At 66.6% G+C, this 26,275-nt stretch carries 30 protein-coding genes and 1 pseudogene; 15 read left to right on the top strand and 16 right to left on the bottom strand.

The genetic code is table 11. From position 1 onward, the window contains the following. Positions 1-167 precede the first annotated feature (167 nt). Both ACFQO4_RS09385 and ACFQO4_RS09380 read right to left on the bottom strand, forming a co-directional pair. A complete protein-coding gene (locus ACFQO4_RS09385; RefSeq protein ID WP_117362766.1) occupies positions 168-362 on the bottom strand; it encodes a cold-shock protein in 195 nt (64 codons plus the stop codon). A gap of 122 nt (positions 363-484) precedes the next feature. After that, the gene (locus tag ACFQO4_RS09380; protein WP_500260668.1) at positions 485-832 is read right to left on the bottom strand and encodes a DUF7573 domain-containing protein; all 348 of its coding nucleotides are present in this window, start codon (positions 830-832) and stop codon (positions 485-487) included. A gap of 261 nt (positions 833-1,093) precedes the next feature. On the opposite strand from ACFQO4_RS09380, the gene ACFQO4_RS09375 reads away from it, so the two are divergent. Then, a complete protein-coding gene (locus ACFQO4_RS09375; protein ID WP_500260667.1) occupies positions 1,094-1,288 on the top strand; it encodes a DUF8024 family protein in 195 nt (64 codons plus the stop codon). 42 nt (positions 1,289-1,330) lie between these two features. Here ACFQO4_RS09375 and ACFQO4_RS09370 read toward each other — a convergent pair whose 3' ends face one another. Both ACFQO4_RS09370 and ACFQO4_RS09365 read right to left on the bottom strand, forming a co-directional pair. Further along, the gene (locus tag ACFQO4_RS09370; RefSeq protein WP_500260666.1) at positions 1,331-2,410 is read right to left on the bottom strand and encodes a 5,10-methylenetetrahydromethanopterin reductase; all 1,080 of its coding nucleotides are present in this window, start codon (positions 2,408-2,410) and stop codon (positions 1,331-1,333) included. Then, on the bottom strand, positions 2,410-3,180 hold the full coding sequence (locus ACFQO4_RS09365; protein ID WP_500260665.1) for a coenzyme F420-0:L-glutamate ligase: 771 nt from the start codon (positions 3,178-3,180) through the stop codon (positions 2,410-2,412). Before ACFQO4_RS09365 ends, ACFQO4_RS09370 begins: the two co-directional genes overlap by 1 nt. Positions 3,181-3,347: 167 nt before the next feature. On the opposite strand from ACFQO4_RS09365, the gene ACFQO4_RS09360 reads away from it, so the two are divergent. The 5 genes from ACFQO4_RS09360 (at position 3,348) to ACFQO4_RS09340 (ending at position 7,778) form a co-directional block, all read left to right on the top strand. After that, entirely contained in the window at positions 3,348-3,914 is a 567-nt protein-coding gene (locus ACFQO4_RS09360) for a DUF6789 family protein (RefSeq protein ID WP_500260664.1), read from the top strand. A 69-nt stretch (positions 3,915-3,983) separates the two neighbouring features. Beyond that, the gene (locus ACFQO4_RS09355; RefSeq protein ID WP_500260663.1) at positions 3,984-5,396 is read left to right on the top strand and encodes an eIF2B alpha/beta/delta subunit family protein; all 1,413 of its coding nucleotides are present in this window, start codon (positions 3,984-3,986) and stop codon (positions 5,394-5,396) included. Between the two features lie 151 nt (positions 5,397-5,547). Next, positions 5,548-6,504 carry a D-2-hydroxyacid dehydrogenase gene (gene ddh / locus ACFQO4_RS09350; protein ID WP_500260662.1) on the top strand — a complete coding sequence of 319 codons (957 nt, stop codon included), beginning with the start codon at positions 5,548-5,550 and terminating at the stop codon, positions 6,502-6,504. 174 nt (positions 6,505-6,678) lie between these two features. Next, the gene (locus tag ACFQO4_RS09345) at positions 6,679-7,167 is read left to right on the top strand and encodes a GNAT family N-acetyltransferase (RefSeq protein WP_500260661.1); all 489 of its coding nucleotides are present in this window, start codon (positions 6,679-6,681) and stop codon (positions 7,165-7,167) included. A 62-nt stretch (positions 7,168-7,229) separates the two neighbouring features. Next, a complete protein-coding gene (locus ACFQO4_RS09340) occupies positions 7,230-7,778 on the top strand; it encodes a hypothetical protein (RefSeq protein ID WP_500260660.1) in 549 nt (182 codons plus the stop codon). On the opposite strand, the gene engB is transcribed toward ACFQO4_RS09340, so the two are convergent. From engB to ACFQO4_RS09320, 4 genes are all read right to left on the bottom strand, one after another. Then, positions 7,761-8,384 carry a GTP-binding protein EngB gene (engB, locus tag ACFQO4_RS09335; RefSeq protein WP_500260659.1) on the bottom strand — a complete coding sequence of 208 codons (624 nt, stop codon included), beginning with the start codon at positions 8,382-8,384 and terminating at the stop codon, positions 7,761-7,763. The genes ACFQO4_RS09340 and engB overlap by 18 nt on opposite strands. A gap of 67 nt (positions 8,385-8,451) precedes the next feature. Further along, positions 8,452-8,622 carry a DUF7576 family protein gene (locus tag ACFQO4_RS09330; protein ID WP_312909906.1) on the bottom strand — a complete coding sequence of 57 codons (171 nt, stop codon included), beginning with the start codon at positions 8,620-8,622 and terminating at the stop codon, positions 8,452-8,454. Between the two features lie 129 nt (positions 8,623-8,751). After that, positions 8,752-9,873 (bottom strand): PGF-CTERM sorting domain-containing protein, encoded by a 1,122-nt coding sequence (locus ACFQO4_RS09325; RefSeq protein ID WP_500260658.1) that lies wholly within the window; start codon positions 9,871-9,873, stop codon positions 8,752-8,754. 277 nt (positions 9,874-10,150) lie between these two features. Continuing rightward, on the bottom strand, positions 10,151-10,345 hold the full coding sequence (locus ACFQO4_RS09320) for a cold-shock protein (RefSeq protein WP_006087767.1): 195 nt from the start codon (positions 10,343-10,345) through the stop codon (positions 10,151-10,153). 270 nt (positions 10,346-10,615) lie between these two features. On the opposite strand from ACFQO4_RS09320, the gene ACFQO4_RS09315 reads away from it, so the two are divergent. The 7 genes and pseudogenes from ACFQO4_RS09315 (at position 10,616) to ACFQO4_RS09285 (ending at position 16,873) form a co-directional block, all read left to right on the top strand. Then, entirely contained in the window at positions 10,616-11,335 is a 720-nt protein-coding gene (locus tag ACFQO4_RS09315) for a queuosine precursor transporter (protein WP_500260657.1), read from the top strand. A gap of 138 nt (positions 11,336-11,473) precedes the next feature. Continuing rightward, the gene (locus tag ACFQO4_RS09310) at positions 11,474-12,565 is read left to right on the top strand and encodes an aminopeptidase (protein ID WP_500260656.1); all 1,092 of its coding nucleotides are present in this window, start codon (positions 11,474-11,476) and stop codon (positions 12,563-12,565) included. A 414-nt stretch (positions 12,566-12,979) separates the two neighbouring features. Further along, positions 12,980-13,600 (top strand): DUF309 domain-containing protein, encoded by a 621-nt coding sequence (locus tag ACFQO4_RS09305; RefSeq protein ID WP_500260655.1) that lies wholly within the window; start codon positions 12,980-12,982, stop codon positions 13,598-13,600. A gap of 91 nt (positions 13,601-13,691) precedes the next feature. Continuing rightward, complete coding sequence (locus ACFQO4_RS09300) at positions 13,692-14,555, top strand: DUF8054 domain-containing protein (RefSeq protein ID WP_500260654.1); 864 nt, start codon at positions 13,692-13,694, stop codon at positions 14,553-14,555. A gap of 100 nt (positions 14,556-14,655) precedes the next feature. Next, the gene (locus ACFQO4_RS09295) at positions 14,656-15,912 is read left to right on the top strand and encodes a cysteine desulfurase (protein WP_500260653.1); all 1,257 of its coding nucleotides are present in this window, start codon (positions 14,656-14,658) and stop codon (positions 15,910-15,912) included. A 164-nt stretch (positions 15,913-16,076) separates the two neighbouring features. Next, positions 16,077-16,304: pseudogene (locus ACFQO4_RS09290) on the top strand (DUF8015 family protein); the annotation flags it as partial. A gap of 149 nt (positions 16,305-16,453) precedes the next feature. After that, positions 16,454-16,873 carry an iron-sulfur cluster assembly scaffold protein gene (locus tag ACFQO4_RS09285; protein ID WP_500260652.1) on the top strand — a complete coding sequence of 140 codons (420 nt, stop codon included), beginning with the start codon at positions 16,454-16,456 and terminating at the stop codon, positions 16,871-16,873. A gap of 330 nt (positions 16,874-17,203) precedes the next feature. Here the strand turns inward: ACFQO4_RS09285 and radA are convergent, their stop codons facing one another. Together radA and ACFQO4_RS09275 are read right to left on the bottom strand one after the other, a co-directional pair. After that, complete coding sequence (gene radA, locus ACFQO4_RS09280) at positions 17,204-18,235, bottom strand: DNA repair and recombination protein RadA (RefSeq protein ID WP_500194814.1); 1,032 nt, start codon at positions 18,233-18,235, stop codon at positions 17,204-17,206. A 151-nt stretch (positions 18,236-18,386) separates the two neighbouring features. After that, positions 18,387-19,493, bottom strand: a complete 1,107-nt coding sequence (locus tag ACFQO4_RS09275; protein WP_500260651.1) for an outer membrane protein assembly factor BamB family protein — start codon at positions 19,491-19,493, stop codon at positions 18,387-18,389. A 145-nt stretch (positions 19,494-19,638) separates the two neighbouring features. On the opposite strand from ACFQO4_RS09275, the gene ACFQO4_RS09270 reads away from it, so the two are divergent. Further along, a complete protein-coding gene (locus ACFQO4_RS09270; protein ID WP_500260650.1) occupies positions 19,639-20,571 on the top strand; it encodes a metallophosphoesterase family protein in 933 nt (310 codons plus the stop codon). Between the two features lie 31 nt (positions 20,572-20,602). On the opposite strand, the gene ACFQO4_RS09265 is transcribed toward ACFQO4_RS09270, so the two are convergent. After that, positions 20,603-21,901 carry a cytochrome P450 gene (locus ACFQO4_RS09265; protein ID WP_500260649.1) on the bottom strand — a complete coding sequence of 433 codons (1,299 nt, stop codon included), beginning with the start codon at positions 21,899-21,901 and terminating at the stop codon, positions 20,603-20,605. Positions 21,902-21,985: 84 nt separating this feature from the next. On the opposite strand from ACFQO4_RS09265, the gene ACFQO4_RS09260 reads away from it, so the two are divergent. Continuing rightward, positions 21,986-22,633, top strand: a complete 648-nt coding sequence (locus tag ACFQO4_RS09260; protein ID WP_500260648.1) for a helix-turn-helix domain-containing protein — start codon at positions 21,986-21,988, stop codon at positions 22,631-22,633. Between the two features lie 32 nt (positions 22,634-22,665). Here ACFQO4_RS09260 and ACFQO4_RS09255 read toward each other — a convergent pair whose 3' ends face one another. The 5 genes from ACFQO4_RS09255 to ACFQO4_RS09235 all read right to left on the bottom strand — a co-directional run bounded on the left by ACFQO4_RS09255 (position 22,666) and on the right by ACFQO4_RS09235 (position 26,106). Continuing rightward, complete coding sequence (locus ACFQO4_RS09255; RefSeq protein ID WP_500260647.1) at positions 22,666-23,142, bottom strand: HPP family protein; 477 nt, start codon at positions 23,140-23,142, stop codon at positions 22,666-22,668. A gap of 155 nt (positions 23,143-23,297) precedes the next feature. Continuing rightward, a complete protein-coding gene (locus ACFQO4_RS09250) occupies positions 23,298-23,702 on the bottom strand; it encodes a universal stress protein (RefSeq protein WP_500260646.1) in 405 nt (134 codons plus the stop codon). Positions 23,703-23,818: 116 nt separating this feature from the next. Continuing rightward, a complete protein-coding gene (locus tag ACFQO4_RS09245) occupies positions 23,819-24,988 on the bottom strand; it encodes a DUF7118 family protein (protein WP_500260645.1) in 1,170 nt (389 codons plus the stop codon). A 6-nt stretch (positions 24,989-24,994) separates the two neighbouring features. Continuing rightward, positions 24,995-25,420, bottom strand: a complete 426-nt coding sequence (gene hisI / locus ACFQO4_RS09240; RefSeq protein WP_500261169.1) for a phosphoribosyl-AMP cyclohydrolase — start codon at positions 25,418-25,420, stop codon at positions 24,995-24,997. A 158-nt stretch (positions 25,421-25,578) separates the two neighbouring features. Further along, positions 25,579-26,106 (bottom strand): archaellin/type IV pilin N-terminal domain-containing protein, encoded by a 528-nt coding sequence (locus tag ACFQO4_RS09235; protein WP_500260644.1) that lies wholly within the window; start codon positions 26,104-26,106, stop codon positions 25,579-25,581. Between the last annotated feature and the right edge of the window lie 169 nt (positions 26,107-26,275).

Below are 26,275 nucleotides of genomic sequence, written 5' to 3'. Positions count from 1 at the left end.
GGGGCGGTCGACGACGCGTCGAGACGAACCCGGGTGTCTGGATGGTAGTGATAGACTCTCGGATTGCCAGCGGGAAATAGTTGTACCTGCCCGTGACCGACCGACGACGCTGTCGGCACTCACGTCGTAACGATCAGAAAACGATACCTCCGTCTGGCTCGACTGACTCAGAGTCGCTCGAGATTCGTCGCGCGCGGGCCTTTGTCGGCCTGCTCGATGTCGAACTCGACTTCCTGCCCCTCCTCGAGGTCAGGACCGCCAACGTCTTCCATGTGGAAGAACACGTCGTCGTCCGCGTCGTCAGTTTCGATGAATCCGTATCCGCCAGTGTCGTTGAAGAATGCGACCGTACCTTTCGCCATTGCATTCGTACTAAGTGACGACGGAAGCATAAAGCTTCTGGAGGGGACAGTCGACCGCTTCCACGTCGATTTTGGCCAAAGGCGGCCTCGAGAGGGCCACAGAGCCACTATTGCCGCGCCGATCACCACTCCTTACACGACGGACACACCAGGCCTCCGTCGTCTCGCCAGACCCGGTCGACGCCCGAGTCACAGCGATTGCAGGTGTAGGTTCCCCAGGCATACGTCGAGAGGGATGTGTCCTGGCCGTTCGACGACGACGGGTCGGATTCGTCCGCCTCGACTGTGTTTTGGGCGCTCGAAGCAGCTGTTTCGCCCGACGAGACGGCGGCTGTGTCCTCGGTACTCGCTTCCTCAGTATCCGCTTTCGCGGCATCTGCCTCCTCGGTATCAGCTTCCGCGGTGTCCGCCGCCGACGCGGACGACTCCTCGTTCTGGCCGTAGTCGGTGAGTCGGCTGTCCTTGGTCACGCGTACCGATACGAACGCCCGGGGTTTATACTGTTTGTCGAAGCCGAATCGCCGTTCTCAGGCCATCGTTTCGATGCTCGTGACCCGAAGGCCGACGAGCGCAGCTCTGGAGCCGGGTCCGAATTCGAGGTCGAGTTTGAGTCCGAACCCTGGTCAGAGCCGGCAATAAACGACGCACCTCGAGCGACGCCGACCGCTCAGGTATGGACGACCATCGACCAGACCGACATCGCCAAGTACCATCGCTAACAATCGTCGCACATGGTTTCCGTTCCGTTCCTCGACCCGATCGTCAGCAACCTGGTCGAAATGATCAACCTGTTCTCGAACGTCGCCACCGGCGAGGGGCTCGCTCCTCTCCTCTTATTGATCGGGGCAATCCTGGTCGCCTTTAGCATGGGCGTCTTTGGCGTGCTCACCCTCGGCGGACTGGGCAGTCTCTTCTCGCTCGAGTAGGGCGTTTCCTCACCCAATCCTCGACCTTCCGGCCGGCCCGTCTCACTCCTGTGCCTGCTCGAGCGCCCGGGCCGCCTGCTCGACCGCCACCTCGAGGTCCGGCCCCAGCGGCGACCCGACGACGACCCCGTCGACGAACTCGAGGATCGCCTCGAACCGGTCGGCCACCGTCTCGGGAGTACCCGCGACGGCGAACGCGTCGATCATTTCCGGGGTGACGGCGTCGAACGCCGCCGAGAGGTCGCCGGCCTCGAGGTGCTGACCGATCGTCTCCACTGCCCCCTCGTCGAGCCCGTGACGCTCGATCACGGGCGGGGCGGCCCCGCCGGCGATGAACGCGACCGGCGGACGTGCGGCCTCTCGCGCCGCGGTTTCCTCGTCGGCGACGCTCACACTCGAGAAGGCGAGCGCCTCGAACGGGCCGCGGTCGTCGGGGCGGTCCGCGAGGCCGATATCGAGCTGGTCGGCGGCCCACTCGATGTCGTGCGGGTGGGAGGCGTTGACGAGCACGCCGTCGGCGTGTTTCGCGCTCATGCGGAGCATGTGGGGGCCCTGGGCACCGACGTAGACCGGGATCTCGGTCGCCTCGAGATTGAGCGAGGCGTCCCGGGCGGTGAACGTCCCGTCGTGGGTGACGGTCTCGCCGGCCCAGAGGTCTCGTGCCACCGAGAACGCCTCGAGGACGCGCCGGAGGGGGCGGTCGTGCTCGAAGCCGAGGTTCGACAGTGCCGAGCGGTCCCCGGCACCGATGCCGTACACACCACGACCCCCCGAAACCTCGTCGATCGTCGCCATCCGGGCCGCGAGCGTCACCGGATGGTCCTGGAACGGGTTGACGACGCCGGGGCCGAGGGCGATCGAGTCGGTCCGCTCGGCCATCCGCGAGAGCGTTACGAACGGGTCCCGGTTGAAGTAGTGGCTGCTCGAGAATGCGACGTCGAAGGCCTCGGTTTCGGCGAGGGCCGCGAGGTCGGCGATCCGGTCCGGCGGATGTTCGGGGGTGAGCTCGATTCCCCAGGTGGGACTCGAGCCACTCGCGTCGCTCGCGCCGGTCGAGTCAGTCGAGTCGCACGAATCGTTCGCGTCGGTCGCATCGCTCGAGGCAGGGTCCTCGGCCGTCATCAGCCCTCGTACCTCCACTCACGCAACGCCTGGCGCACGAAGTCCCCCTCGAGGTCGCGAAAGAGCGCGTCGCTTCCCCCGTGATCGCCGAAGTCCCAGTCGCGGACGACGACGGTGGGCGTCCCACCGGCGCCCTCGCCGGTCACCAGGTTCGCCGCCGACGCGAGCTCGTCGACGACGGACTGGACGGTGACGCCCAGTTCGCGGCCGTCACGGTCGTGCTCGCCCCGCCAGTCGCGGCTCGCGGGCATGCCGTCCCAGCCCAGGGCGACGCCGCGCTGGCCATGGCGAAACGGCCGGCCACAGGTGTCGGTGACGATCACGGCGACGTCTTCGATCCCGCGCTCGAGCAGTCCGGTCCGGATTCGCTCGGCGCTCGCCGTCGGTCGCTTCGGCAACAGGAGCAGGTCGTGATCCGGGACGTTCGAGCGATCGATCCCCGCGTTCACGCAGACGTGGCCGAAGCGCGTCTCGGTCAGCAGGAAGGGCGCCTCCATCACGAGCTCCGTGCTCTCCTCGAGGACCGCCTGGGCGAACCGGGGATCTTTCTCCTCGTCGGCGATTCCCTCCAGCCGTGTCGCGATCTCTCGGGCGCGCGGGCCCGCCGGGAAGTCGGCGAGGTCCGCCGCTCGACCCTCGGCCTTCGAGACGACCGTGCTCGCCACCGTCAGCACGTCGCCGGCCTCGAGGTCGATCCGGTCGGCGACGAGTCCCGCCAGGTCGTCGCCCGGGCGGATCTCGGGGAGGTCCGGCACCGCGTTGAGTTCCATACTCGAGGGTGGGTCAGGAGGGTGAAAAACGCACCGTCACCGGCCGCTGTCTCCGGTACGGAACGGCTCCGTCGAGGGCCGGTACGCTCTGGCCGAGCGACCGGTGTCGGAAGGTGCACGCCTCGCGATTAAGGCAACGTCCGTGGTAGGTCATCGTCGTGACCACGATGGCTGTGGCTGACCACCTCCGACGGCTGCGTTCGATCGCCAAGACCGAGGGCCGCTCGAGTGAGGCAGACGACCGCCCACGCGAGTACCACGTTGCCGACGCCGTCGCTCGAGGCGTCCAGGCCGGCTTCGTCGCGACGCTGATCATGACCGCCTTTCGCCTGCCGATCCTGCGCTCACTGCCGCCGTCGGCGAACTTCTGGTCCCGGTACGTGACCGGCGACGATCCGAGCGACCACCCGGTCGCCGGCCTCGTCTTGCACTTCGTCTACGGAATCCAGGCGGGCGCAATCTTCGGTGCGCTGTTCTCGCTGTACGACGCCGACCGGGCCATCGAACCCGAACAGCGTGGCCTCGTCTGGGGTGCGGTGTACGGCATGGCGCTGTCGGCGTTCGGCTCGCAGGTAATGCTGAAGGAGGTCCTCGACATCCGCCTCGAGTCCGACGAACTCGCGCTGTTTCACGCGGGCCACCTGGTGTACGGCCTCTCGCTGGGTGCCTGGGTCGGCTCGCGAACCGAGGGTGTCGAGGATCCCGAGGAGTACGAGTACGGCGACGGCAACTGAGGGGCCGGGTGACAGACGCAGATATCGATCTCCGAAAACGCTACCCCGCGAGCGCGCCTCGTTTTTCGTATGACCGATTCGACGAACGGCGACGAACCGAGTCACGTCGTCACCGCCTTTCTCCGCAACGCCGGCGAGGTCCTGCTGGCGCGTCGCAGCGACGCCGTCGGCACCTACACTGGAACCTGGGGCGGCATCTCCGGCTTCGCGGAGGGCGACCCCGACGCACAGGTTCGCCGCGAAATCGCCGAGGAGACCGGCCTCGAGGACGCCTGCACACTCGTTCGGTCGGGTCGGCCGCTCGAGGTGGCCGACGCCGATACCGGCCGAGAGTGGGTCGTCCACCCCTACCTGTTCGACTGCGACGCCCGCGAGGTCGACCTGAGCGAGGAACACGCCGCGCTCGAGTGGGTCCACCCGACGGCGATGCTCACGGACGAGTACGAGACGGTTCCCGGTCTCTGGGCGGCCTACGAACGGGTCGCACCCTCCGTCCGCTCGATCGCCGCGGACGCCGACCACGGTGCCGCGTGGCTCTCGATCCGGGGACTCGAGGTCCTGCGGGATCGAGCGGGGCTGATCGTCAGCGAACGCGAGGACGACGAAAAGGCGCTCGAGGGGAGCGAACTCGACGACGGACAGGCGCCCGAGAACGAGGGACAGACGCCCGCTCCCGACAATGAGTGGGACGAACTCGCGGCCCTCGCCGATCGACTGCTCGAGGCCCGACCGTCGATGGCGGTCCTCCGGAACCGGATCGATCGAGCGATGGGGACGGCGCTCGAGACCAGTCGAGAAGGCGACGAGGGTGACGCGGCGAGCGAGGACGAAACCCCGGCCCCGGGCGCCGCCGCGGTCCTCGAGGCGACGACGACCGTCCTCGAGGGCGCCGTGACCGCCGACGACGAGGCAGCGACTCGGGCGGGCCAGCGCCTCGAGGGAACCGTGATGACGCTCTCGCGGTCGGGCACCGCGCTTGAGGCGATTCGGGCGAGCGACACGAGTCGCGTTTACGTCGCCGAATCCCGCCCCAGACTCGAGGGCGTCGACGTTGCCGAGTCGCTGGCCGACGAGCGCCCCGTGACGCTCCACACCGACGCTGCGGCCGCGTCGCTCCTCTCGCGCGAATCGGTCGACCAGGTGGTCGTCGGCGCCGACACTATTCGCCCCGACGGCGCCGTCGTCAACAAGACCGGCACCAGGGGACTGGCGCTCGCGGCCGCTCACGAAGGGGTTCCCGTGACAGTCGTCGCAGCGAGTGACAAGATTTCGACGCGCGAGGACATTTCCCTCGAGTCCGGCTCGAAGAACGACGTTTACGACGGCGACGCCGAGATCGACGTCGCCAACCCGACCTTCGACGTGACACCTGCCGAGTGCGTCGACGAACTCGTTTCCGAGCGCGGCATCCTCGAGTCCGACGACGTCGCGGCCCTCGTCGAGGAGGCGTGCACACTCGCAGCCTGGCGGGAGAAACGATAGACCGAAACCCGCTCGTGCCCTACCGACGAGCGGGCGGCGGTGACGAGGAGTTACCCCCACCGAGCCCCGTGTGACGAGGGATTCAATACCGAGCCGCCCACTCCTACTCGCCGCAGGAACGTTGAACTACCAGTCGTCCGTACCGCCAGTCATGGCTGATTTCGATGCCGCGCCCGATATCGACCTCGAGCACCTCGGCGTCCACGAGTCCGTTTCGGCCGTGTTCCCGCCCGAGGAACTGATCGAAACGCTCGAAGACCTCCCCGTGACGGTTTCGCTCGTCGAGGACGAGAATCGCGACGACGCCGACTGCGAAGCCGTCGTCACCTTCGAGCACCGGGCGTGGTTCGCCGACCTCGAGTGGGTCCACTCGATTCAGGCGGGCATCGACCGGTTCCCGATGGACACCTTCGAACGAGAGGGTGTGATCCTCACCAACAGCACCGGTATCCACGACCGAACGGTCGGTGAGACGGTAGCGGGCTACCTGTTGGCGTTCTCCCGGCGACTCCACCGTCACGTGGCCAATCAGCAGCGCCGGGAGTGGACCCAACCTGACTGGAACGAGGCGTTTACCCTGCCCGGAGCGACGGCCTGCGTCGTCGGCACCGGCACCCTCGGCCGGGGCGTCGCCGAGGTCGCCGGTTCCCTGGGCGTTTCGATGCGCGGCGTCCGTCGCACCGCCGAAGACGTCCCCGGATTCGACGACATCTACACGACCGACGCCCTGCTCGAGGCCGTCTCCGGCGCCGACTTCGTCGTCTCGACGCTCCCGTTGACCGACGACACGCACGGCCTGCTCGACGTCGCCGTCTTCGAGGCGATGGACGATGACGCCTACGTCGTCAACGTCGGCCGTGGACCAGTCGTCGACGAGGCGGCCCTGATCGACGCGCTCGAGGCGGGCGAGGTCGCGGGAGCGGCCCTCGACGTGTTCGAGACCGAACCCCTCCCGTCCGACTCGCCCCTCTGGGCGATGGACGACGTGATAGTCACGCCCCACAGCGCGGCGTTCACTGTCGATTACTATCGGGACATCGCCGGCCTCGTCCAGGAGAACGTCCGTCGACTCGAGGCTGGCGAGGCGTTCACGAACCGGGTCGTGTGAGGAGGTCGACGGTGGCAGTACCGAGGATGATAACGGTATCGACGACAGTGACGGGGTGCCGACAGCAGCGGTATCGACGACGACGGCAGTATCGACGACGGCAGTATCGACGACGATGACAGTCGAGTCTGCCTGATCGACAGGCACAGTGGCACCCGTCCCGTACCGGTCCGTATGGTCGAAATCCGCCCCGCTCGAGCGACCGACGGCACTGACCTCGTGTCGGTCCACATCGCCGCCGTCCGCGAACTCGGGGCCGCCGCCTACGAGTCAGCGCAGGTCGACGCCTGGGCGGCCGACAAATCGCCCGATAGCTACCCCGTCGATGTGGATACCGCACACTTCGTCGTCGCCACGCGAAACGGCGCGGTCGTCGGCTTCGGTCACCTCGAGTTCGGCGTGGACGAAGTCCAGGCCGTCTACGTCCACCCCGACCACGCGCGAACGGGGGTGGGGCGAGCGCTCCTCGACCACCTCGAAGCAACGGCCCGCGCGACCGGACTCGAGCGTCTGACGCTGCTCGCGTCGAAAAACGCCGTCGAGTTCTACGAACGCCACGGCTGGCGAGGGCTCGAGTGGGTCGACCACGAGTCGACCGGTGGGGTCGTCCTCGAGTGCCTGCGGATGGAAAAGTCGGTCGGCCAGTCGTCCAGAAGCGAGTGACGAAGGATCGGTATTCTGGATGAATATAAAGACTTATTCACATGCTGACGTTTCGATTCGATATGCCACGAAAGGTATCCCGCAGAACGGTCGGTATCGGTCTCGCGACCGCAGTCGCTCTCCCACTCGCCGGTTGTACGAGCGATGACGATGATCAGGAGGGAAACGGCGATAATAACAATACTAGCGACGACAACACCAGTGACGACACCAACAATAGCAACGACACCGACTCCGACGGGAGTGGAAACGAATCAGACGAGAATTCGGCCAACGAGACTGACGACGGTGAAGAGTACGCCGTTACTATCACCATTGAAAACGAGGACGGCCAGACGGTCTCCGAGGGCGTCATCGTAACCATCGAACCGGCAGACGGTTCGTTCGGCAAACAACAGATCTACGATTCCGACATCTCCGAAGGCGTAGCCGAAGCGACCCTCGAGGAAGGCGAGTACGTCGTCACCGTGGAAGCAGACGAGTACAGCGAAAACGACTTCGAGCCCCAGGAACAGGAACTGACGCTCGAGGAGGACGCCGAACTCGCGTTCACCGTCGATGCAATCGGCGACGACGAGCGCGAGAACTCGTCGTCAGAAGAATCGGAATAGATCGTCCCGTTTTTGTTCGTGCAGGTGCGTGCGAACCGCCTCCTCGAGCGCGTCGATCTGCCCCCGTTTGGCCGTGATCGGGGCGATCGTGTCCTGCCACTGTTTCCACGGCGGGAGCAGACCTAGTCGATCGCACAGTTCGTCGAGTCGCTCGTCCCGGTCGTCGACCTTGTCCATCTTGTTGACGGCGACCACTGTCGGCACGTCGAGTTCTCGGAGGAAGTGAAACATCTCGACGTCGTAGGGAATCTCGTCCTCGCCGGAGTGACGGTCGATGATGTCGATGACGCTCTTGCCGTCGACGACGAGGATGCCGACGAGGATCGAATCGGCGTGGGCCTCGAGGTATCGGACGATGTCCGTCTTGATCTGGTCCTGGCGATCCGCTTCGACGCCGCTCATGAAGCCGAACCCGGGGAGGTCCGTAATGACGAAGTCCTCGGCCGTCCAGTCGTAGTGGTTGGGCGTCCGGGTGACACCGGGCTTGCCCCCGGTGTCGAATTTGTGGCCCGTAAGCTCTCGCATCAGCGTCGACTTGCCGACGTTCGACCGGCCGACGAGGACTACCTCGGCGTCGCGGTCGGGTCGCGTCTCGAAGGGATTCACGTACTCGCCATCGGGCGGGGCGGGTATAAACGCGCCGAGAGCGGGCGAGGCTGGTTCGCCACCGGTGCTACTCGAGCCAACGCTCGAGGCACTCGTCGCTACAGAAGTGCCGGTGGACCACCGCTTCGTCCTCGACGGCAGTGAGTACCCGCTGATCCGGTGTGTCGGCGAGAGACTCACCACACGTCCGACAGTCCCGTTCGTCGGCCGTTCCGCCGTCAGTTCGACACGTGCGCATGCTATCTCGTCCCAGGGGCGTGTCACACTTGAACGAACCTGTTGCGGCGGTATCGGCCACCGTCAGCGCCGGGCGCGCTCGAGTGCGTGCGAATCGGGATTCACGATTTACGACGAGGCGCTTGACGATTCACGACGAGGTACGACGCCGCCCGATAGCTGCGACCACCAGCGATATAATCGCGAACCCGGCTACACCTGCACCGAAGCCCGGCTGAGCGTCGTCGCTCGCGCCGGCGGTCTCGTCGTCTTCGGGGTCGTCTTCCAGGACGGAGCCGTCGCTGGAGCGGTCGTCTGCCCCGGTACCGTCGCCGTCCGTTTCGGTATCGTCGGCGTCGCCGTTATCGTCGCCGTCGCCCTTCGTCTCCTCGCCATCGCCGTCGGATCCATCCCCGTCGTCTCCGTCCGAATCCGAACTCGAGTTGTCCGTTCCGTTTTCGGACCCTTCGTCGTACCCGCCGTCTCCATCGCCTTCGTCATCACCAGCCGTGTCGTCGACGAGTTGCAGGACGACCGTCACCTGCCCGTGCGAGGAATCGGGCGTGAACGTCCAGCCGCCGCCGGCTTCCTCGTAAGCGACCGCGTCCGCGACGGGGTCGACGCTCGAGTCCCAGCCGGTGCCGGCGGGTTCCTGCTGGATGTAGCCGACGACCTCGATGCGGTCGGCGTGCTCGCCCTCGACGACGGCCTCGCCGTACTCGACGCTGTCGCCTTCCTCTGAGAGGCCGTGGATCTCGATGCAGTGGCTGTCAAGGTAGCCGTCGCCCTGTGGGAGGTCGGAGACACCGAACTGGTCGGCGTCCAGCGGACGTTCGTAGTGGTCGGTGAGCGGATACTGAGTGACGAACGGGTCGGCGTGGGAGTGCCACGCGACGGAGTCGCCCATCGGGACCGTGACGGTCGTGTTCGGAACCGTTTCGCCCGTGATCGGGTCGCCCGCCTCGTTGACTAGCGTCGTACAGACTTTCGAGGAACCGTCTCCGAGATACGGGGTCCGGTACTCGTCGCGCGGATTGATGTAACTGATCCAGCTTCCGTCAGCGGCGGCCGCCTCGAACCAGGGGTCCCCGCGTTCGGGAACCGGTTCCTCGGCGGCCGGTTCGCTGACGTTTTCCGGACCTGGATCGACGGGACCAGTAGCGGGTGCGAGCGGTCCCGCGCCGACGAGGGCGCCGACGGTGAGGCCGGCAAGCAAGAGGGTGAGGCCGGCGAGCGATACGACTTTCCAGCGATCGGGTAGCGTATGCGACATGAGCGTGATTCTGACTCGTCGCCGCTCGAGACTCCCGCGAGCGCGAGCAAGCGGACCTCGAGGCGACGAACGTGGATCAGCCCACGACAGTCACCGGTTTGGGTATATCACGCGTACCTGACCGTACGGACTCGATACGTGACGGTACGCCGCGGCTACCGGTCGCTCGAGTCCTTTCAGCAACTGCGTAACTGCGTCCCTTCGAACCTACGGACGCGTCGCTCGCCGGTCAAAAATGGTAAAATGTGAAATCCGGGCGTCGGAACGAAAAGCCGTGTTACAGGCGGGTGACGTTCGTCGCGCGGGGGCCCTTGGGGGCCTGTTCGATGTCGAATTCGATGTCTGTGCCTTCTTCGAGGTCCGGACCGCCGACGTCTTCCATGTGGAAGAATACGTCATCGTCCGCGTCGTCCGTCGAAATGAAACCGTAGCCGCCTGTGTCGTTGAAGAAATCAACGTTGCCTTTCGCCATTGCTTCTGAACACAGTGCCGATAGACGGATAAGACTTGCGTGGGCCCCGTTCACTCGGGTCCCGATGTAAAAAACTCGATACCACCGGAATCTCCACCCGTTGTGACCGATTCGGAACGTGGTGCGATCAGGAGCTCAAATACAAACGTTCTGGAGACGTACGTAGAAATAATCGCCCTGGCGGGCAAACTCCCACCATCGATATTCTCTGAATCACACTCGGAGAAGCTTTTCGCTACGACTTTATCCGCGTACTCGTGAAGGGTGGGTATGACTCAGTCCCAGACTCGAGCCGGGCCGACGGTCGTCCAGGTCTCGCTCATCGCCGTGTTCGTCACGGCGCTGGTCACGGCCCAGGTGACGGCGGCGAAGGTGCTCGCGTTCGAACTGCCAGTAGCGCTCCCGATAGCGGGCGACGAACTTTTCCTGCCGGGGGCTGCACTCGCGTACGCACTTACCTTCCTGGCGAGCGATTGCTACTCGGAACTGTACGGACGGAAGGCCGCCCAGGTCGTGGTCAACGTCGCGTTCGCGATGAACTTCCTCCTGCTGGCGCTCGTCTGGTCGACGATCGCGGCCCCTGCCGCGCCGACGAGCATCGACCCGGCCACCTTCGAATCGGTCCTCGGCGCGTCGACGAACATCGTCGCCGGGAGCCTGCTCGCGTACCTGGTCAGCCAGAACTGGGACGTCTGGGTGTTCCACGAGATCCGCGAGTACACCGACGGGGACGCCCTCTGGCTGCGCAACATCGCCTCGACGGCGAGCAGCCAGGCCATCGACACCGTCATCTTCGTCTCAGTCGCGTTCGCGCTCGCACCAATGGTCCTCGGCGTCGGTCCCGTCCTCCAGCCCGGGGACATCGCCACCCTGATCGTCGGTCAGTACCTCCTCAAACTCCTGATCGCCCTCCTCGACACGCCCGTCGTCTACGCCGTCGTCGGGTTCGTTCGCTCGCGGGACTCGCATTCGCAATCGACACCCGTCTGAGCGGCGCGCTCGAGGCGCGATGGATTCGGCAAAACTATACTTTCTATAGCAATAACGAACGGCGGTGACGTCGAGACGAGTCGTCGACGCCGCGAGGCGAACCGCTGGATTTAGTGCCCGACTCGAGTCAGGTGAGGTATGGACGAACGCGTACGCGAACACGCATCGGTGCTGGTCGACTGGAGTGCTCGGATCGAGGCAGGCGACGACGTGGTACTCTCCGTCGGCCCCGAGGCCCACGAACTGGCGGTTGCCGTCGCCACCGAACTCGGCGAGCGAGGGGCGAACCTGCTCACGACCTACGGTTCCGGGGAGGTGAGTCGAGCGTACCTCCAGGCGCACGACGGCGACTTCGACGAGGATCCCGAGTACGAACGCCGTCTCTACGAGGCGGCTGACGTCGTGCTCTCCATCGGGGGCGGGCGAAACACCGCGGCGATGGCCGACGTGCCGAGCGAGACTCGACAGGCCTACCGCACGGCCCGATCGGGGGTCCGCGAGGCGCGCTACGACACCCGCTGGGTCTCGACGGTCCACCCGACGCGCTCGCTCGCCCAGCAGGCCGGGATGTCCTACGAGGAGTACCAGGACTTCGCCTACGACGCCATCCTCCGGGACTGGGAGGCCCTGGCCGAGGAGATGGCGAAGATGAAGGACGTCCTGGACGCTGGCTCGGAGGTTCGATTGGTCAAGGAGGGAACGGACCTCACCATGTCGATCGAGGGCCGGACGGCGGTCAACAGCGCCGCGTCCGTGGCTTACGACTCGCACAACCTCCCGAGCGGCGAGGTGTTTACCGCGCCCTACGACACGGAGGGGACCGTCACGTTCGACGTCCCGATGACCATCGACGGCGAGGCCGTTCGGGACGTCCGCCTCGAGTTCGAGGACGGCGAGGTGGTCGACCACGAGGCCGCTCAGGGCGAGGACGTTCTGACGGACATCCTCGAGACCGACGAGGGTGCCCGACGACTCGGTGAACTCGGAATCGGCATGAATCGCGGTATCGACCGATTTACCGACAGCATCCTCTTCGACGAGAAGATGGGCGACACCGTCCACCTGGCGGTGGGTCGGGCCTACGACGCCTGTCTGCCGAAGGGCCAGACGGGCAACGAGTCGGCCGTCCACACCGACATGATTACGGACATGAGCGAGGAGTCTCGCCTTGAAGTGGACGGAGAAGTTGTGCAGCGAAACGGGACGTTCAGGTGGGAACGCGAGACGTGAGGGAACGAACGTCTCGGAAATCCGAACGGGGAGGAACGACCCGTGAGGAACGCGAGTTCGAGGCTTGAGAAGGTACTTTTTGATCCAGCGTTTCCGAACGAGTCGCGAAGCAAGAGTGAGACGATGGGCGCGAGCGAGACGCTCGAGGCCGACCGGCAGACGCACGGTTGGGCGGCCCCTACCATCCGCAAACGACTGCATACTCTTGTGGTGCGTCCTCGTCGATTTCCTCACCGCTCGATCGGCGGCGGTGGCCGTCGGCGCGCTCGAGCCGCCTCGAGGCGACCGACGGCCAGAACAGTCGATCAGTCGATACGGACGGTGGGTTGCTCGTCCCCACATCGCTGACCTGCCCGCCCCGCCGGAGGCGGCACGTATCCGGCTTTTTATACGCTCGACACGATATGCACGGCTATGCGCGACGCGCTCCGGGCCGGCATCGCCATCTATAACGACGGCTACTACCACGCCGCCCACGACGCCTGGGAGGCCCACTGGCTCGACCTCGAGGCGGGCACCGACGACGAGCGCCTGCTCCACGGGCTGATCCAGTTCACCGCGGCGATCTACCACGCACGGAACCGCAACTGGGCGGGGGCGACGGGGCTGGCCGCGAGCGCCCGCGAGTACCTCGAGGATCTTCCGACGGACTACCGCGGGGTCGACGTGGCCGCCGTCCGCCGCTCCCTTCGAACCCTCGAGAACGATCCGGAGGTGATCGAGCGTCGTCGTCCCCCGACTCTCGAGTACGCCGGCGCGACGCTCGAACTGGCGGATCTCGACCTCGAGGCGACGTTCCTGGCGGCGGGCGTCCTGGCCGAGGAGTTCGGCTACGACGAGACGATCCTCCAGGACGCGGTCGCGTTCGCCCGAACGGACCTCGAGGCCGAACGGGCGACCAGTCGCTTCCTGGCGCTGGTCCAGGACTTCGTCCGCGAGCCGGCCAACCGTGCGCTAGTGTACGATCGGCTCTCGGCTCACGTCGAGCGCCGCCGAGCGAAGCGGCGGGACGTCGAGGGGTTGTTCGATCCGTGATCGTGACCGACCAGACGGGCGCGGAGCGCGAACTGATCTGCACTATTGTACCACCGACGTATTTTTTATCCCACCAGTCGACGTGACGAACATGTCTGCAGGCCTCTCTCGAACGATCGATCGACTGCGCCAGCCCGAGTACACGGGCGAGAATCGGTGCACGCCGTGCACCGCCGTCAACGTCGTCATCGCCGGCGTCCTCGCGATCGCTGTCGGCGCGGTCGTCCCGCTCGCGGGCATCGCGGTGTTCGCCGCGTCCGCGTTCGCGATCTACGTCCGCGGCTACCTCGTCCCCGGCACGCCCGCGCTGACGAAACGGTACTTCCCCGACTGGCTCCTGGCGAAGTTCGACAAGGCGCCGGCGGGGTACGGACTCGAGACTGACTCCGACCCCGACCTCGACTCGACAGCGGGCCACGGACCCGACCCGATCCACGAGCGCGAAACGCGTCTCACTCCAGAGGAGACGCTGCTCGAGGCGAACGTCGTCGAACCCTGCGTCGACGAGGATGACCTGTGTCTCCGCGAGGACGTCCGACGCGAGTGGCACGAGCGCATGGACGTGGTCCGGGACGGTGACCGAACCCAACAGCTTGGCCCCCTGCTCGAGGCCGACCCCGACGAGATCGAAGTCAGCGGCGAGCGCCCGGACGATCCGGTCGTCGTCCGCGTCGACGGCTACGTCGCCGCCCGCTGGGAGTCCGACGCCGCCCTCGTCGCCGACCTCGCCGGGCTCGAGGTCCTCGCCGAGCGCGTGCCGGGGTGGGAGTCCCTGCCCGCCGACCAGCGGAGCCAGCTCGCGAGCGGGCTGCGCGCGTTTATCGACACCTGTCCGGCGTGTGGCGGGTCCATCTCGATCGACGCCGAGACCGTCGAGTCGTGCTGTCGCTCCTACGAGGTCTACGCCATCACCTGCGACGACTGCGAGGCGCGGTTGCTCGAGGTCGAAGCCTGATCTCGGACCGGCTCGAAGCCGTACCGGTCTCCGTCTCAGATCGCGGCGAACCTACAACCGACCGAAGGAGTGTTTTGTCTCCAGCGCCTGTATTCGCGTAATGAGCCACCAGCACCAGCGCGAAGGCGCCGACCCCCTCGACGTCGCCTCTCTCCGCGAGGACTACCCCATTCTCGATCGCGAGTTCGACGGGAGTCGCCTCGTCTACCTCGACAACGCGGCGACGACGCAGACCCCGGACCAGGTCGTCGACGCCATGAGCGACTACTACCGCGAGTCGAACGCGAACGTCCACCGGGGCATCCACCACCTCAGCCAGGAGGCCTCCATTCTCTACGAGGAGGCCCACGATCGGATCGCCGAGTTTATCGGGGCAGCGGGTCGCGAGGAGATCGTCTTCACGAAGAACACGACCGAGAGTGAGAACCTGCTCGCCTACGCCTGGGGACTGACCGAGCTCGGCCCCGGTGACGAGGTCGTCCTCACGGAGATGGAACACCACGCCTCGCTGGTCACCTGGCAGCAGATCGCCAGGCGCACCGGGTCCGACGTGAAGTACATTCAGATTACGGACGATGGGCGCCTCGACATGGACCACGCCCGCGACCTCGTCACCGACGACACCGCGATCGTCTCGGCGGTCCACGTCTCGAACGCCCTCGGGACCGTCAATCCCGTCTCGGAACTGGCGGATCTCGCTCACGACCACGGCGCCTACGCCTTCATCGACGGGGCACAGGCCGTCCCGAACCGGCCCGTCGACGTCGAGGCCATCGACGCCGACTTCTACGCCTTCTCGGGGCACAAGATGGCCGGCCCCACCGGAATCGGCGTCCTCTACGGGAAACAACACCTGCTCGAGGACCTCGAGCCCTACCTCTACGGCGGCGGCATGATCGAGAAGGTCACCTTCGAGGACTCGACCTGGGCCGACCTTCCCTGGAAGTTCGAACCCGGCACCCCGCCCATCGCCGAAGCCGTCGGCCTCGAGGCGGCGATCGACTACCTCGAGGGGATCGGTATGGACCGCGTCCGCGCTCACGAGGAGGAACTGGCGGGGTACGCCTACGACCGGCTGACCGAGTTCGACGACATCGAGGTGTACGGCCCCGAACCCGGCCCCGACCGCGGCGGCCTCGTGAGTTTCAACCTCGAGTCCGTCCACGCCCACGACCTGGCCTCGATCATGAACGACCACGCGGTCGCCATCCGCGCGGGCGACCACTGCACCCAGCCGCTGCACGACAAACTCGGCGTCGCCGCCTCCGCGCGAGCGTCCTTCTACGTCTACAATACACGCGAGGAGGTCGACGCGCTGGTCGAGGCGATCGACGGGGCGCGCGAGTTGTTCGCCTGACCCGCGTTTTCGTCTCGAACGGCCGTGCGAGCGACACTGCTTTCGTCACTTTCGGGCCGAGTGTGGACGCCCTGTTGCCTGGGAACGAGTAACGCGCCGAGAAACAATGCAACGATTCGGCTTTTCCCTCGAGCGACGGTAGGTCGGACGTCGAAGTGAGTACGATGATAGAGACGACTCGCGAGCGACCGGTCGGCAGTCGCATCGTTGCGGCCCTCGATACCGCCGAAAATGGCGGTTCTATCCCCTCGAGGCACGACCTCACGCTCGGAATCGTTCCGTCCGCGTACGCGATCGCGCTCGCCGCGACGATTCCGACCGCGTTGTCAGTTCTCCAGTCGCTAGCGGCGGCCTCGACTGTCGGCCTCCTCGCTATCGCCGACGCGTGTTACGTGTGTCCGCCCGAGACTGACGGGCGGGACGGTGACCGCGATCACGACCGCTCGTCCGAAACTCGACGGGTCCACGAACCATCTCCGGGCCGTTCGCTCCCGAGCGCCCCCGGAACCCTTTTCCACGCCACCGACCTACGTCTCGGCAAATGGGACTCGGCTCCGATATGTACCGGCAGCAGATCCTCGATCACTACAAGAGCCCCCGCAACTACGGGGAACTCGAGGACCCCACGTTCACCCACGTCGGGGAGAACCCGATGTGCGGCGACGAGATCCGTATGGACGTCGTCCTCGCCGACGACGGCGAGGCGATCGAGCGGGTCGCCTTCTCCGGCGACGGCTGTGCGATCAGCCAGGCGTCGGCGAGTATGCTCTCGACGGAGCTGCCGGGCACCACGATCGACGAACTGCTCGAGATGGACCGCGACGACATCGTCGACATGCTCGGCGTCGAAATCTCGCCGATGCGGATCAAGTGCGCGGTGTTAGCCGAAAAGGTCGCCCAGGACGGGGCGGAGATCTATCGCGGCGAACTCGAGAAGGACAGGACGACGACCGAAGACTGAGCACGCACGTTTTTACTCGAGTTCGACCTGTAGGCGCCCGCTACTCGTTTGAGACGTTACGAATCAACCGAACGGCGACGATAGGCTTCTGACAACAGATACAACCCCGCCAGAATCGCTAGCACGGCACCAAAGAGTGACAGCGGCCAGAACGTTCCGCTCTCGAAGCCAGCTTTGGATGCGAGAGGGCCAGCGAGGAGCATCAGGCTGCCCGCCACAACGAGGATCAGTCCTGCACCTCAGGTGTTTTCCATCGGGAATTTCGATTAGGTATAATTCCGCCAACTGGAAAAATGCTGGGCGTTGGATCGAAGAGAGCTGTAGCCGTGATTACTCGGGCATCAGTCCGCCGTCCTGGACGCGCATGACGGCCTCGCCATCGGCGAGGTTGGGGGCGTCGACCAGCTTGACGATCCGCTTGTCGCCCTTGGACTTGCGGAGGTACATTCGGAAGGTGGACTTGTGGCCGAGGATGTTGCCACCGATGGGTTTCGTTGGGTCGCCGAAGAACGCGTCGGGGTTCGAGGTGACCTGGTTCGTGACGATGACTGCGGCGTTGTAGAGGTTGCCGACCTTGTCGATGTCGTGGAGGTGCTTGTTGAGCTTCTGCTGGCGGTTCGCGAGGTTGCCACGGCCGACGTACTCCGCGCGGAAGTGGGCGGTCAGCGAGTCGACACAGAGCAGGCGAACGGGGAACTCCGAGTCCTCGTGCTCGCCGGCGATCTCCTTGGCCTTCTCGGCCAGCAGCATCTGGTGGTTGGAGTTGAACGCCTTCGCGACGTGAATCTTCTCGAGCATGTCCGCGACGAGTTCGTCGAGTGCGTCCTCGTCGCCCGCCGATCCCTCGATCTCGCGATCCTCGAGGGCGGCGTCGATGGCTTCATCGGGGAGTCCGCGGACCATGTCGTCGATTCGCTCGGGGCGGAAGGTGTCCTCGGAGTCGATGAAGATGACGCTCCCGTGGAGGCCGCCGACCTCTTTGGGAAGCTGGACGTTGACGGCCATCTGGTGGGTGACCTGGGACTTGCCGGCACCGAACTCGCCGTACACCTCGGTGATCGACTGGGTTTCGATGCCGCCGCCGAGGAGGTCATCGACCTCGTCGATGTTCCAGGTGAGTTTGCCGATCTGGTTTCGGCGCTCGAGGACGGTCGAGCCGGTCTCGAAGCCACCGATGTCCGCGGCGTCGCGGGCCGCGCGGACGATGTCGCCCGCGGTGGACTCGCCGACGTCGGCGGTGTTCGATAGTTCCGAGGGGGAGGCGACGGCCAGACTCTGGTAGGAGTCGTAGCCGGCTTCGGTGAGTTTGTCCGCGGTTGCCGGTCCAACGCCGGGAAGGGATTCGAGGTCTACGTCTGCCATACCCGGTCGTTGTGCCGGATGGGGTATAAACCCTCGTTAACAGTAGAGTGGAAGTGAAAGTGATGGACGTGAAGGGGGCGTTCTCGAGCGGGAGGCGAGAGTTTCTATAGGAAGGGGCACGCCGAGGGGCGTACGAGTCAGTACTGTCGGTTCACCGATCGGCGTCCCACGCGAGACAGCGAAGCCGACCCGCCTCGTCCCCAACGAATAGGCGGACGCTCGAGGGTTCGTCGCCGAACGAGTTCGCCTCGAGGGCGGGCGCGGGCGTGCTCGCGATTCCGGACTCGAGCGAGAGGTGCCAGCGAAAGTCCGGATCGCCGGCGTCCACGCCGTAGAGGCCGCCTCCGCGGTCGCCGACGAGGACGACGTCGCCGATCACGATCGGATCGGTGGCGGGCACGTCGTCGAGCGGGAGGCCGGGCTTCGAGAACAGGAGTCCGCGGAGTTTGCGATTGCCGAACGTCGTGTCGGTCACGTGGAGAGTATCGTCGTCGGCGGCGACGAAGAGCGTGTCCCCTCCCTCGAGGACGGTCGGCGCCGAGGCGAATGCCCCGTCGATTTTGTAGGTGAACCAGGTCTGGCCCGTCTCCGCGTCGAGCGCGAGGACCGTCCCGCTCTCGTCGGCGACGTAGGCGCGGTTGTCTGCGAGCGTCGGACCGCCGACGACGACTCCGTCGGCCGGAGCGCGCCAGACTTCCTCGCCCGAGTCGCGGTCCATTGCGGCAACCGACTCGTCCTGGACCGCGACGTACGCTCGCTCGTCGTCGACGGCAATCGCGCCGACCGGGGGTGCCTCGAGGTCGGCCGTCCAGATTTCTTCGTCGGTCTCCGCGCGAATCGCGGTGATGCCCTGGGCGTCTCCCACCAGCAGCAGACCGCCCGTGAGCGTCGGCGGCGTCGTGTAGAGCCCCGACGCCTCGCGCGTCCAGGCGGGGTCGCCCGTCTCGGTCTCGAGCGCGAGGAGCGCGTCCTCGAGACTGCAGTAGACGTGGTCACCGACGGCGGGGGTCAGCGTGGTCGACGCGTTCGTCTCGTACACCCAGCGCCGCCGGCCCTGGAAGTCGAGCGCGTAGAGGTCTCCACCGGTCGTGCCGACGTAGATACCGTCTCGATCGACGACGGGCGGACAGCCGACCGGATCTCGGAGGTCGGCCGTCCAGCGCTCGGCGGGCTTCCGTCGGGGTCCCTCGAGGTCCGTATCTGCACCGATTCGGGCGGTCTTGCGCTCGTCGCCGCGGTACTGGTTCCACTCGGTCACTGCTCGATGCATGTGAGGCGGGGACGATAAGACCGACGGAACGGAGGCTCGCCGCTGACGTCTCGAGTCTCGACCGTCCTCGATGCTGCCCGAACGACCGCTCCCGCGCGAAGGGTTATCCCGCTTCCCGTGGTTCGCCAGCACGATGGCTCGCCTCCACGCCGGCCAACTGCTGGCTCGCCTCGAGCGCCCGCGGACCCCAGAGCCGACCGTTCTGGCGGTGGGTTCGGACGTACACCTGGCTACCGACGCCACGGGCACGTGGAAGGTCTTTCACCGGACCGAGCGCCACCTCCGGGCGGCCGTTCAGGCGGTCAACGAGCGCGACGTCGACGGCGTCCTCCTCGCAGGCGACCTGACGCGAAACGGGACGCGGGCGGAGTTCGACCGCTTCGACGAACTCGCGGCGTTCGACCCACCGACGGCCGCGGTTCCGGGTAACCACGACGAGCCGACGACCTTCGACGAACGCGAGTCGCTGCCGGTCGAGGCCTTCGAAGCCCGGTACACGCCTGACGGGCTCCCGTTCCGAGTTCGCGTGGGCGGCCTCGAGGTGATCGGCCTCGACAGCCACGCCGCCGAACCCGACTCGCCCGCCGAGACCTGGGACGGACGCGTCGACGCCGAGACGCTGATGTGGCTCGACGAGACCCTCGAGACGACGCCCGTCGACGCCACGATTGTCGCCATCCACCACAACCTCCCCGCGACCGGCCGACTCTACGAGCGCTGGCGCGACGAGTTGCCCGTCGAGGGACGCGTTCCTGGCTTCTCGAATCCCGAACCCCTGCTCGAGGTGCTCGCCGACCACGACGTCGGACTGGTCGTCACCGGTCACCTCCACTTTCCAGCGATCGAATCGAGCGGCGGCGTCAGAGAACTCACGGTTCCGGCCGTCTCCTCGTTTCCCCACGCCCTGCTCGTCCTCGAGGTCGACGAACGGGGCACGACCGTCCGCCAGGTGCCCCTGACCGATAGCGACGGTATGGTCGAGTCGATCGCCCACGGCTACGAGAAAGATCGGGTCCTGCTCTCGGCGGCCCAGCACGCGGCGTACCCGCTGCTCGAGGAGTGGTGACTTGGGAACGCGGCGGCGCGGTACGTTCCGGCTATCGCCGGACGCGAACCGGGACGGGACCGTCCGGGCGAGACGTCAGCGCCGGCGTCGGCGACCACCCGGTTTCGGACGTCGCCTCGAGCGAGACCGTCCGCAGGATCCTCGCCAGCGCGAGTCGTAACTCGAGGAGGGCGAATCGACGCCCGATGCAGGCACGCGGCCCGCCGCCGAACGGGAAGTACGCGAAGTCGGGGTAGGTGTCGGGGTCGAGCCACCGATCCGGACGGAACGAACGGGGCGCGTCGAACAGGCGTTCGTCCCGGTGGATGCCCCACTGGGGCAGGCAGATCCTCGTACCCGCCGGAATCTCGTAGCCGGCGACCACGTCATCGACGACGGCCTGCCGGAAGAGGAGGTACGTCGGCGGATAGAGCCGAAGCGTCTCCTGGATAGCTCGGTCCGTGCGAGGCAACGCGGTACTGGTGTCGATGGTCTCCGGTTCGCGCACTTCCTCGAGCACGCGCGCCTGTTCGTCCGGGTGGGTCGCCAGCAACGCCATCGCGTACGTGAGCGCGATAGCTGTCGTCTCGTGACCGGCGAGCAGCATGGTGAGGAGGTGGTCGCGGACCTGTTCGTCCGACATCGTGCCGCCGTCGGCCGCCGCGAGTAGCGTCGCACAGAGATCGTCTCCGGAATCCGGCGACGCGCGCCGACGGTCGAGCAGATCCGCGACGACGCCGTTCAGGTCGCCGACGGCTCGTCGGTAGCGACGATTCGCCGTCGTCGGCACCCAGAGCGGGACCTCGAACGGTACGCTCGAGGGCTCGAACCGGCCCGTGATGGCGTCAGCGGCGCGGGAAATCGTCCGCATCTCCTCGATGCCCTCGACGCCGAAGACGACCGTTCCGACGATCGACAGGGTGAGCCCTCGTGCCCACTCGTACGCGTCGACACGCTGGCCGTCGGACCAGTCTCGGACGAATCCGTCGGTTCGCTCGAGCATGACCTCGCCGTACGCTCGAAGTCGACCGGGATAGAACGCTGGCTGGACCTGCTCGCGCCCGCGCTCCCAGGTTTCACCTCGCGCAGTCAGGAGGCCGTCGCCCAGGAGCGGACCGAGCAGGTTCCGTTCACGGGGGTCCTTCTCGTAGCGGTCGCGCTCGGTGACGAGGACCCGTTCGACGAGCGCGGGCTCTGCGTAACAGACGAACGAGAGCCCCGGCACGGAGACGCGAATGACTGGGCCGTGGTCGGCCACGGCGTCCTCGACGAACCCGAACGGGTCTCGACCGATCGACAACGCGTTCCCGAGCAGCGGGAGGCCGCCGGGTACGGGTATCGACTCGTTCATACTCGAGTTCGGTGCGCCTCGGGGCGTAGCCCTGGTGCCGGTTGGACACGGTGTTTTATATGTGGTGGACGAACGCTTCCCCTCATGCACTACGCTCGCGTTCGTATCGCTGCGCCGGGTCCGGAGACGCCCGTGACGGCCCTGGCGGCCCACGAGCACGTCGACGCGGTTCACCTGCTCGCGGGCGGCGTCGCTGACACGGACACGCCGACGTACTCGCTCTCGATTGACGGCAACGTGACGGCCGTCCGTGCCGTCCTCGAGGCCGAGTCCGACGTCCTCGAGTGGGACGTCGCCAGCGCCGAAGCGGGATCGGTGTTCGCCTACGTCAGATTCTGCGCACCGCCGGCGGTCGGCGCGCTTCGAGAGCGACTCACCCGCAAGAGCCTCGTCGTCCTGCTGCCGGCGACGTTCCAGGCGGACGGGAGCGTCGAGCTGACAGTCGTTGGCACCCAGACGGACCTTTCGACGACGCTCACCGACCTTCCGGACCCGCTCGAGGCGACGATTCTCGAGGTCGGCCCGTATCGCGCCGATCGGCTCGTGGGCGGCCGGGCGTTGACCGCTCGTCAGCGTGAGGTTCTGGCCGCCGCGTTCGAGCACGGCTATTACGACGTGCCGCGAACAGCGAGCCACGAGGACCTCGCGGCCGTCCTCGAGTGTGCGCCGAGTACCGTTGGCGAGCACCTGCGAAAGGCCGAGCGACGCCTCGTCGAGAGCGCACTCGAGTGAGCGACTGCACGCGTTCGAGTACGCGAAAGTCGTCAGCTGGTGACAGCCAGTATCGACCGATGGACCCCGACCAGCACCGCCACCGCGAGCACGATGAACGCCCCCTCGAGGACCGTCGAGAGCAGCCCAAGCGAGACGATCAAGGTGGTCGCGCACGCGGGTGGGTGACGGGTGTCTGTCGCGAGCATGCCGCCGGCGGTGGCCGTCGTTGCGAGCACGCCGCTGGTCGCCAGGCGCAGTCCCTCGAGCGAGCCGGGTTCGTACGCGACGGTCATGGCGGAGTCGCCGGCGACGACGTGGTAGGCGAGCAATCCGGCGACGACGCCGATGAGGTGGCCGCCGACGACGCGCCGCGGACGGGTCGCCTCGCTGCGTTCGAAGAGTGCGAGGACGAACGCCGAGGGGCCCAGGCTCGGAAAGAGGAGGGGGAGGCCAGAGAGCCACGCGAGCGTGCCGGTCACGGCGAGTAACAGGCCGGTGTGAAGTGTCGTCCCCACGCGGTCGTCCATCACCCGCCCTTTCGAGTCCGGATAAAAAGGGCCGCCGGTTTCACCCGCCGCTCGAGAGCGCCAATACTACAAAATCTATATCTTGGTCTGCGTGCTGAAACCCGAGCCATCGGAACGACTCGAGGGTGGGCGACGAGTCCGATCCCGGCCTCGGATCAGACGATCGTCACCGGAACCTCGACACGCCGGGCGACCCCCTCGGCGACGCTCCCCAGCAGCATCCGTGAGACGCCGGAACGGCCCTCGCTCCCGACGACGACGCCGTCGACGTCGCTCGAGCGGACGTACTCGAGGATGGCGTCGACGGGGGTTCCCTCGAGCACCTCGAGCGCGATGTCGCCCTCGTGGCCCTCGGCGAGCCGGCGGACGTCAGCGAAGAACGCGGGTTCGTCCTGGTCGCGGGCCGCCTCGGCGGTCGGTCCGCCGCCGTAGCCCGCCTCGAGGTCGTCGACGACGTGGACCACCGTCACTCTCGACTCGGGAAACGTCGAGAGTGCGTACTCGAGGGCCGTTCTGGCGGGCTCGGAGTCGTCCATGGCGACGAGGAGGTGTCGACTCACGTCCGTACCGTCGACTGTCGTGGTCAAAAATCCTCGTGGGCTTTTCGTCTCGTCACGGTGGCGCCGCGCTCGAGTCACGATGGTCGCCGCCTTCGAGGGCCATCTGTTTGCGAGCGCTACCTGTCTGCGAGCAGCTCCTGGAGTTCCTCACGCGCGTCTCGAACTCCCTCGAGCTCCGCGTCGATGTCCCGATTCTGGAGGCGCTCGCGTTCGGCCGCCGAGAGCTGGTCGAGCGCGCTCCCGGCGGTCTGCAGTCGGCCGTAGTCGTCGTCGAACGTCCGCTGCCGAACCGCGAGCAGGGGTTCGACGAGTTCCTGTCCGCCGACGCGTTCGACCAGCGGTCGTCGGTCCCGGATCGCGTACCGCAGGGTCGTCGCGTCCGCGGGCGGCCACGACAGCGTCAGCGGCGTCGCGTCGATCCGCTCGAGGTACGTCTGGCGTGTGGCTATTCGGCGCTTGAGTTCGTCTGGGTCGTCGACGTAGTGATCCAGTTTCGACCGGGAGTACCCCGCGTACTCGAGGAGCTCTGGGATCGAGTAGGTGCCCGCGTCGTTTTCTTCGACGTACTCGCGCAGTTCCGGCGGCGGCGTCTCGAAGTCGACGAACGGCCGGAGTCGGCTGCGCTCGAGCAGGTCGAACACCGCCCGTGCAGATTGGTCGTACAGGAACGACTCGAAGGCCTCCCGGATCGACTCGTTGTAGGCATCGATGGGGTCTCGAAGGCGGTCCACCGGGGCCTCGAGGTCGGCGTCGGCGAGCGAGCGCAGTCGCTGCAGATTCGAGCGTTCGTCCTCGAGCGCGTCGACCTGGTCGGTCGCCGCCTTTCGCGCGAGCGTCAGTTCCTCCTCGGCGGCCGCCTCCTCCTTGAGCAGGTCGACGAAGCGCTCGGCCGGTTCGAGCGCCGCTTCCGCTCGCTCGAAGTCCGACTCGTGCAGCCGACGCTTGTCGACGGCCTCGAACGACGCCTCGAACGCCTCGCGGTGGGGGAGGTCCGCGGGTAACCCCTCGACGAGCGTCGAGTACTCGCCCTCGAGGTTGATGTAGTGCTGGAACGTCTCTCGCCCCGTGCCGGTCGCCAGGTCGACGTACCGGTCGAGGAGCCTCGCGGCCGTTCGGTAGGCCTCGGCCCCCGTCTCGACGGTCTCGCGGCCGCCGGCCTCGTCGATCGCCGTCTTCGCGGCCTCGAGACGCTCGCTGGCGCGCTCGAGTCGCTCTCTCGCCGCGTCGGCGTCGGCTCTCGGGTCCGACCCGTCGTCCGTCGTCGGATCGTGAGTGGCGTCTGGCATCGTTCGTCAGTCGTTCTCGCTGGTGTCCTCGATGCCATTTCCGCTGCCGTTTTTGCTGTCGCCCTCGTTGTCGTCCCCGTCGTAAACCGCATCCGGATCGAACACTCGCTCGCCGACGCGTTCGCCCTCGACCGTCCGGTAGAAACACGACCGGTGGCCGGTGTGACAGGCACCGCCGGTCTGGTCGACGAGGTACAGGAGGGCGTCGGCGTCGCAGTCGGCGCGCACCTCCTCGACAGATTGGGTGTGGCCGCTCGTCGCCCCCTTCTCCCACAGCTCCTCGCGGCTCCGCGAGTAGTAGTGGGCCGTGCCGGTCTCGAGGGTCGCCTCGAGCGCCGCCGGTGAGACGTACGCGAGCATCAGTACTTCCCCGGAGTCGGCGTCCTGGGCGACGGTGGGGACGAGTCCGTCGTCGCCGAAGTCCACGTCGATCGGCTCCTCGAGGCCGGACTCGTCGGCCCCGCCGGTCCCGCCGCTCCCGTCTCCGGCCGGAGTCGGTTCGGTCATACTCGCTTCGATGACGGTTGGGGCTATGGGTCTTTTGCTGACTCCTGGGGGTGTGGGTCTTTCGCTGACTCCTGGAGCGGTAGTCACCGACAGGTCTCGGCCACGACCCGTGCGACCGTTCCGTCGTCGTCCGAGAGGTGAACCCGCACGACGGTACCCTCAGCGAGCGCCGGCGAGTTCGTCGCGGCGAGACGAATCGTCGCGCGTTCGCCGACGGTCCAGGTCGGATCGGTCGCGGCGTTGAACGGCCCCGAGGGAGAACCGCGAAACCCCGTCGCCCCGACGAACGGCACCGGGGGCTGGTGGGCGAGCGGTTCGCCGTCGACGGTCACCTCGAGCGTCAGGTGCCGGACGTCGAGTGCGTCGCCGCCTGCGTGTTCGAAGACGAGTTCGTTCCGGTCGGCGTCGACCTCGAACTCGATGGCCGCGGTGGATGTATCGGTCTCGAGCGAGAGCGACCCCATCGCTGTCGCGACGGTTGCTGCCAGCAAGACCGTGATCGCGACGAGTAAGATCGTCCCGACGAGTGGGCTGACGGCTCGATCGCGGTTGCTCTCCAGGTCGACCGGAAGAGCCGATCGAGCGTCCGGTACGGGTCGAGGCGTGGACACGGGCCATCCTGGCCGCGCCATTGGATATAAATGGTCGGACGACTGCTCCACGAGGGATCGGTGTGCGAGGCGGCGAGTTGCGTGGCGTCGCTCGCGCCCATTCCCGGTGGTACTGACCTGCTGTGAGCCGGGTTTCTCGAGAGAGAAGGCAGACGACGGGCTGACGAAC

This window comes from Saliphagus sp. GCM10025334, assembly GCF_042663485.1.
Classification (GTDB): Archaea; Halobacteriota; Halobacteria; order Halobacteriales; family Natrialbaceae; genus Natronosalvus.
The sequence above is the reverse complement of the archived record's forward strand: the minus strand, read 5'-3'. Positions and strand labels throughout refer to the sequence as shown.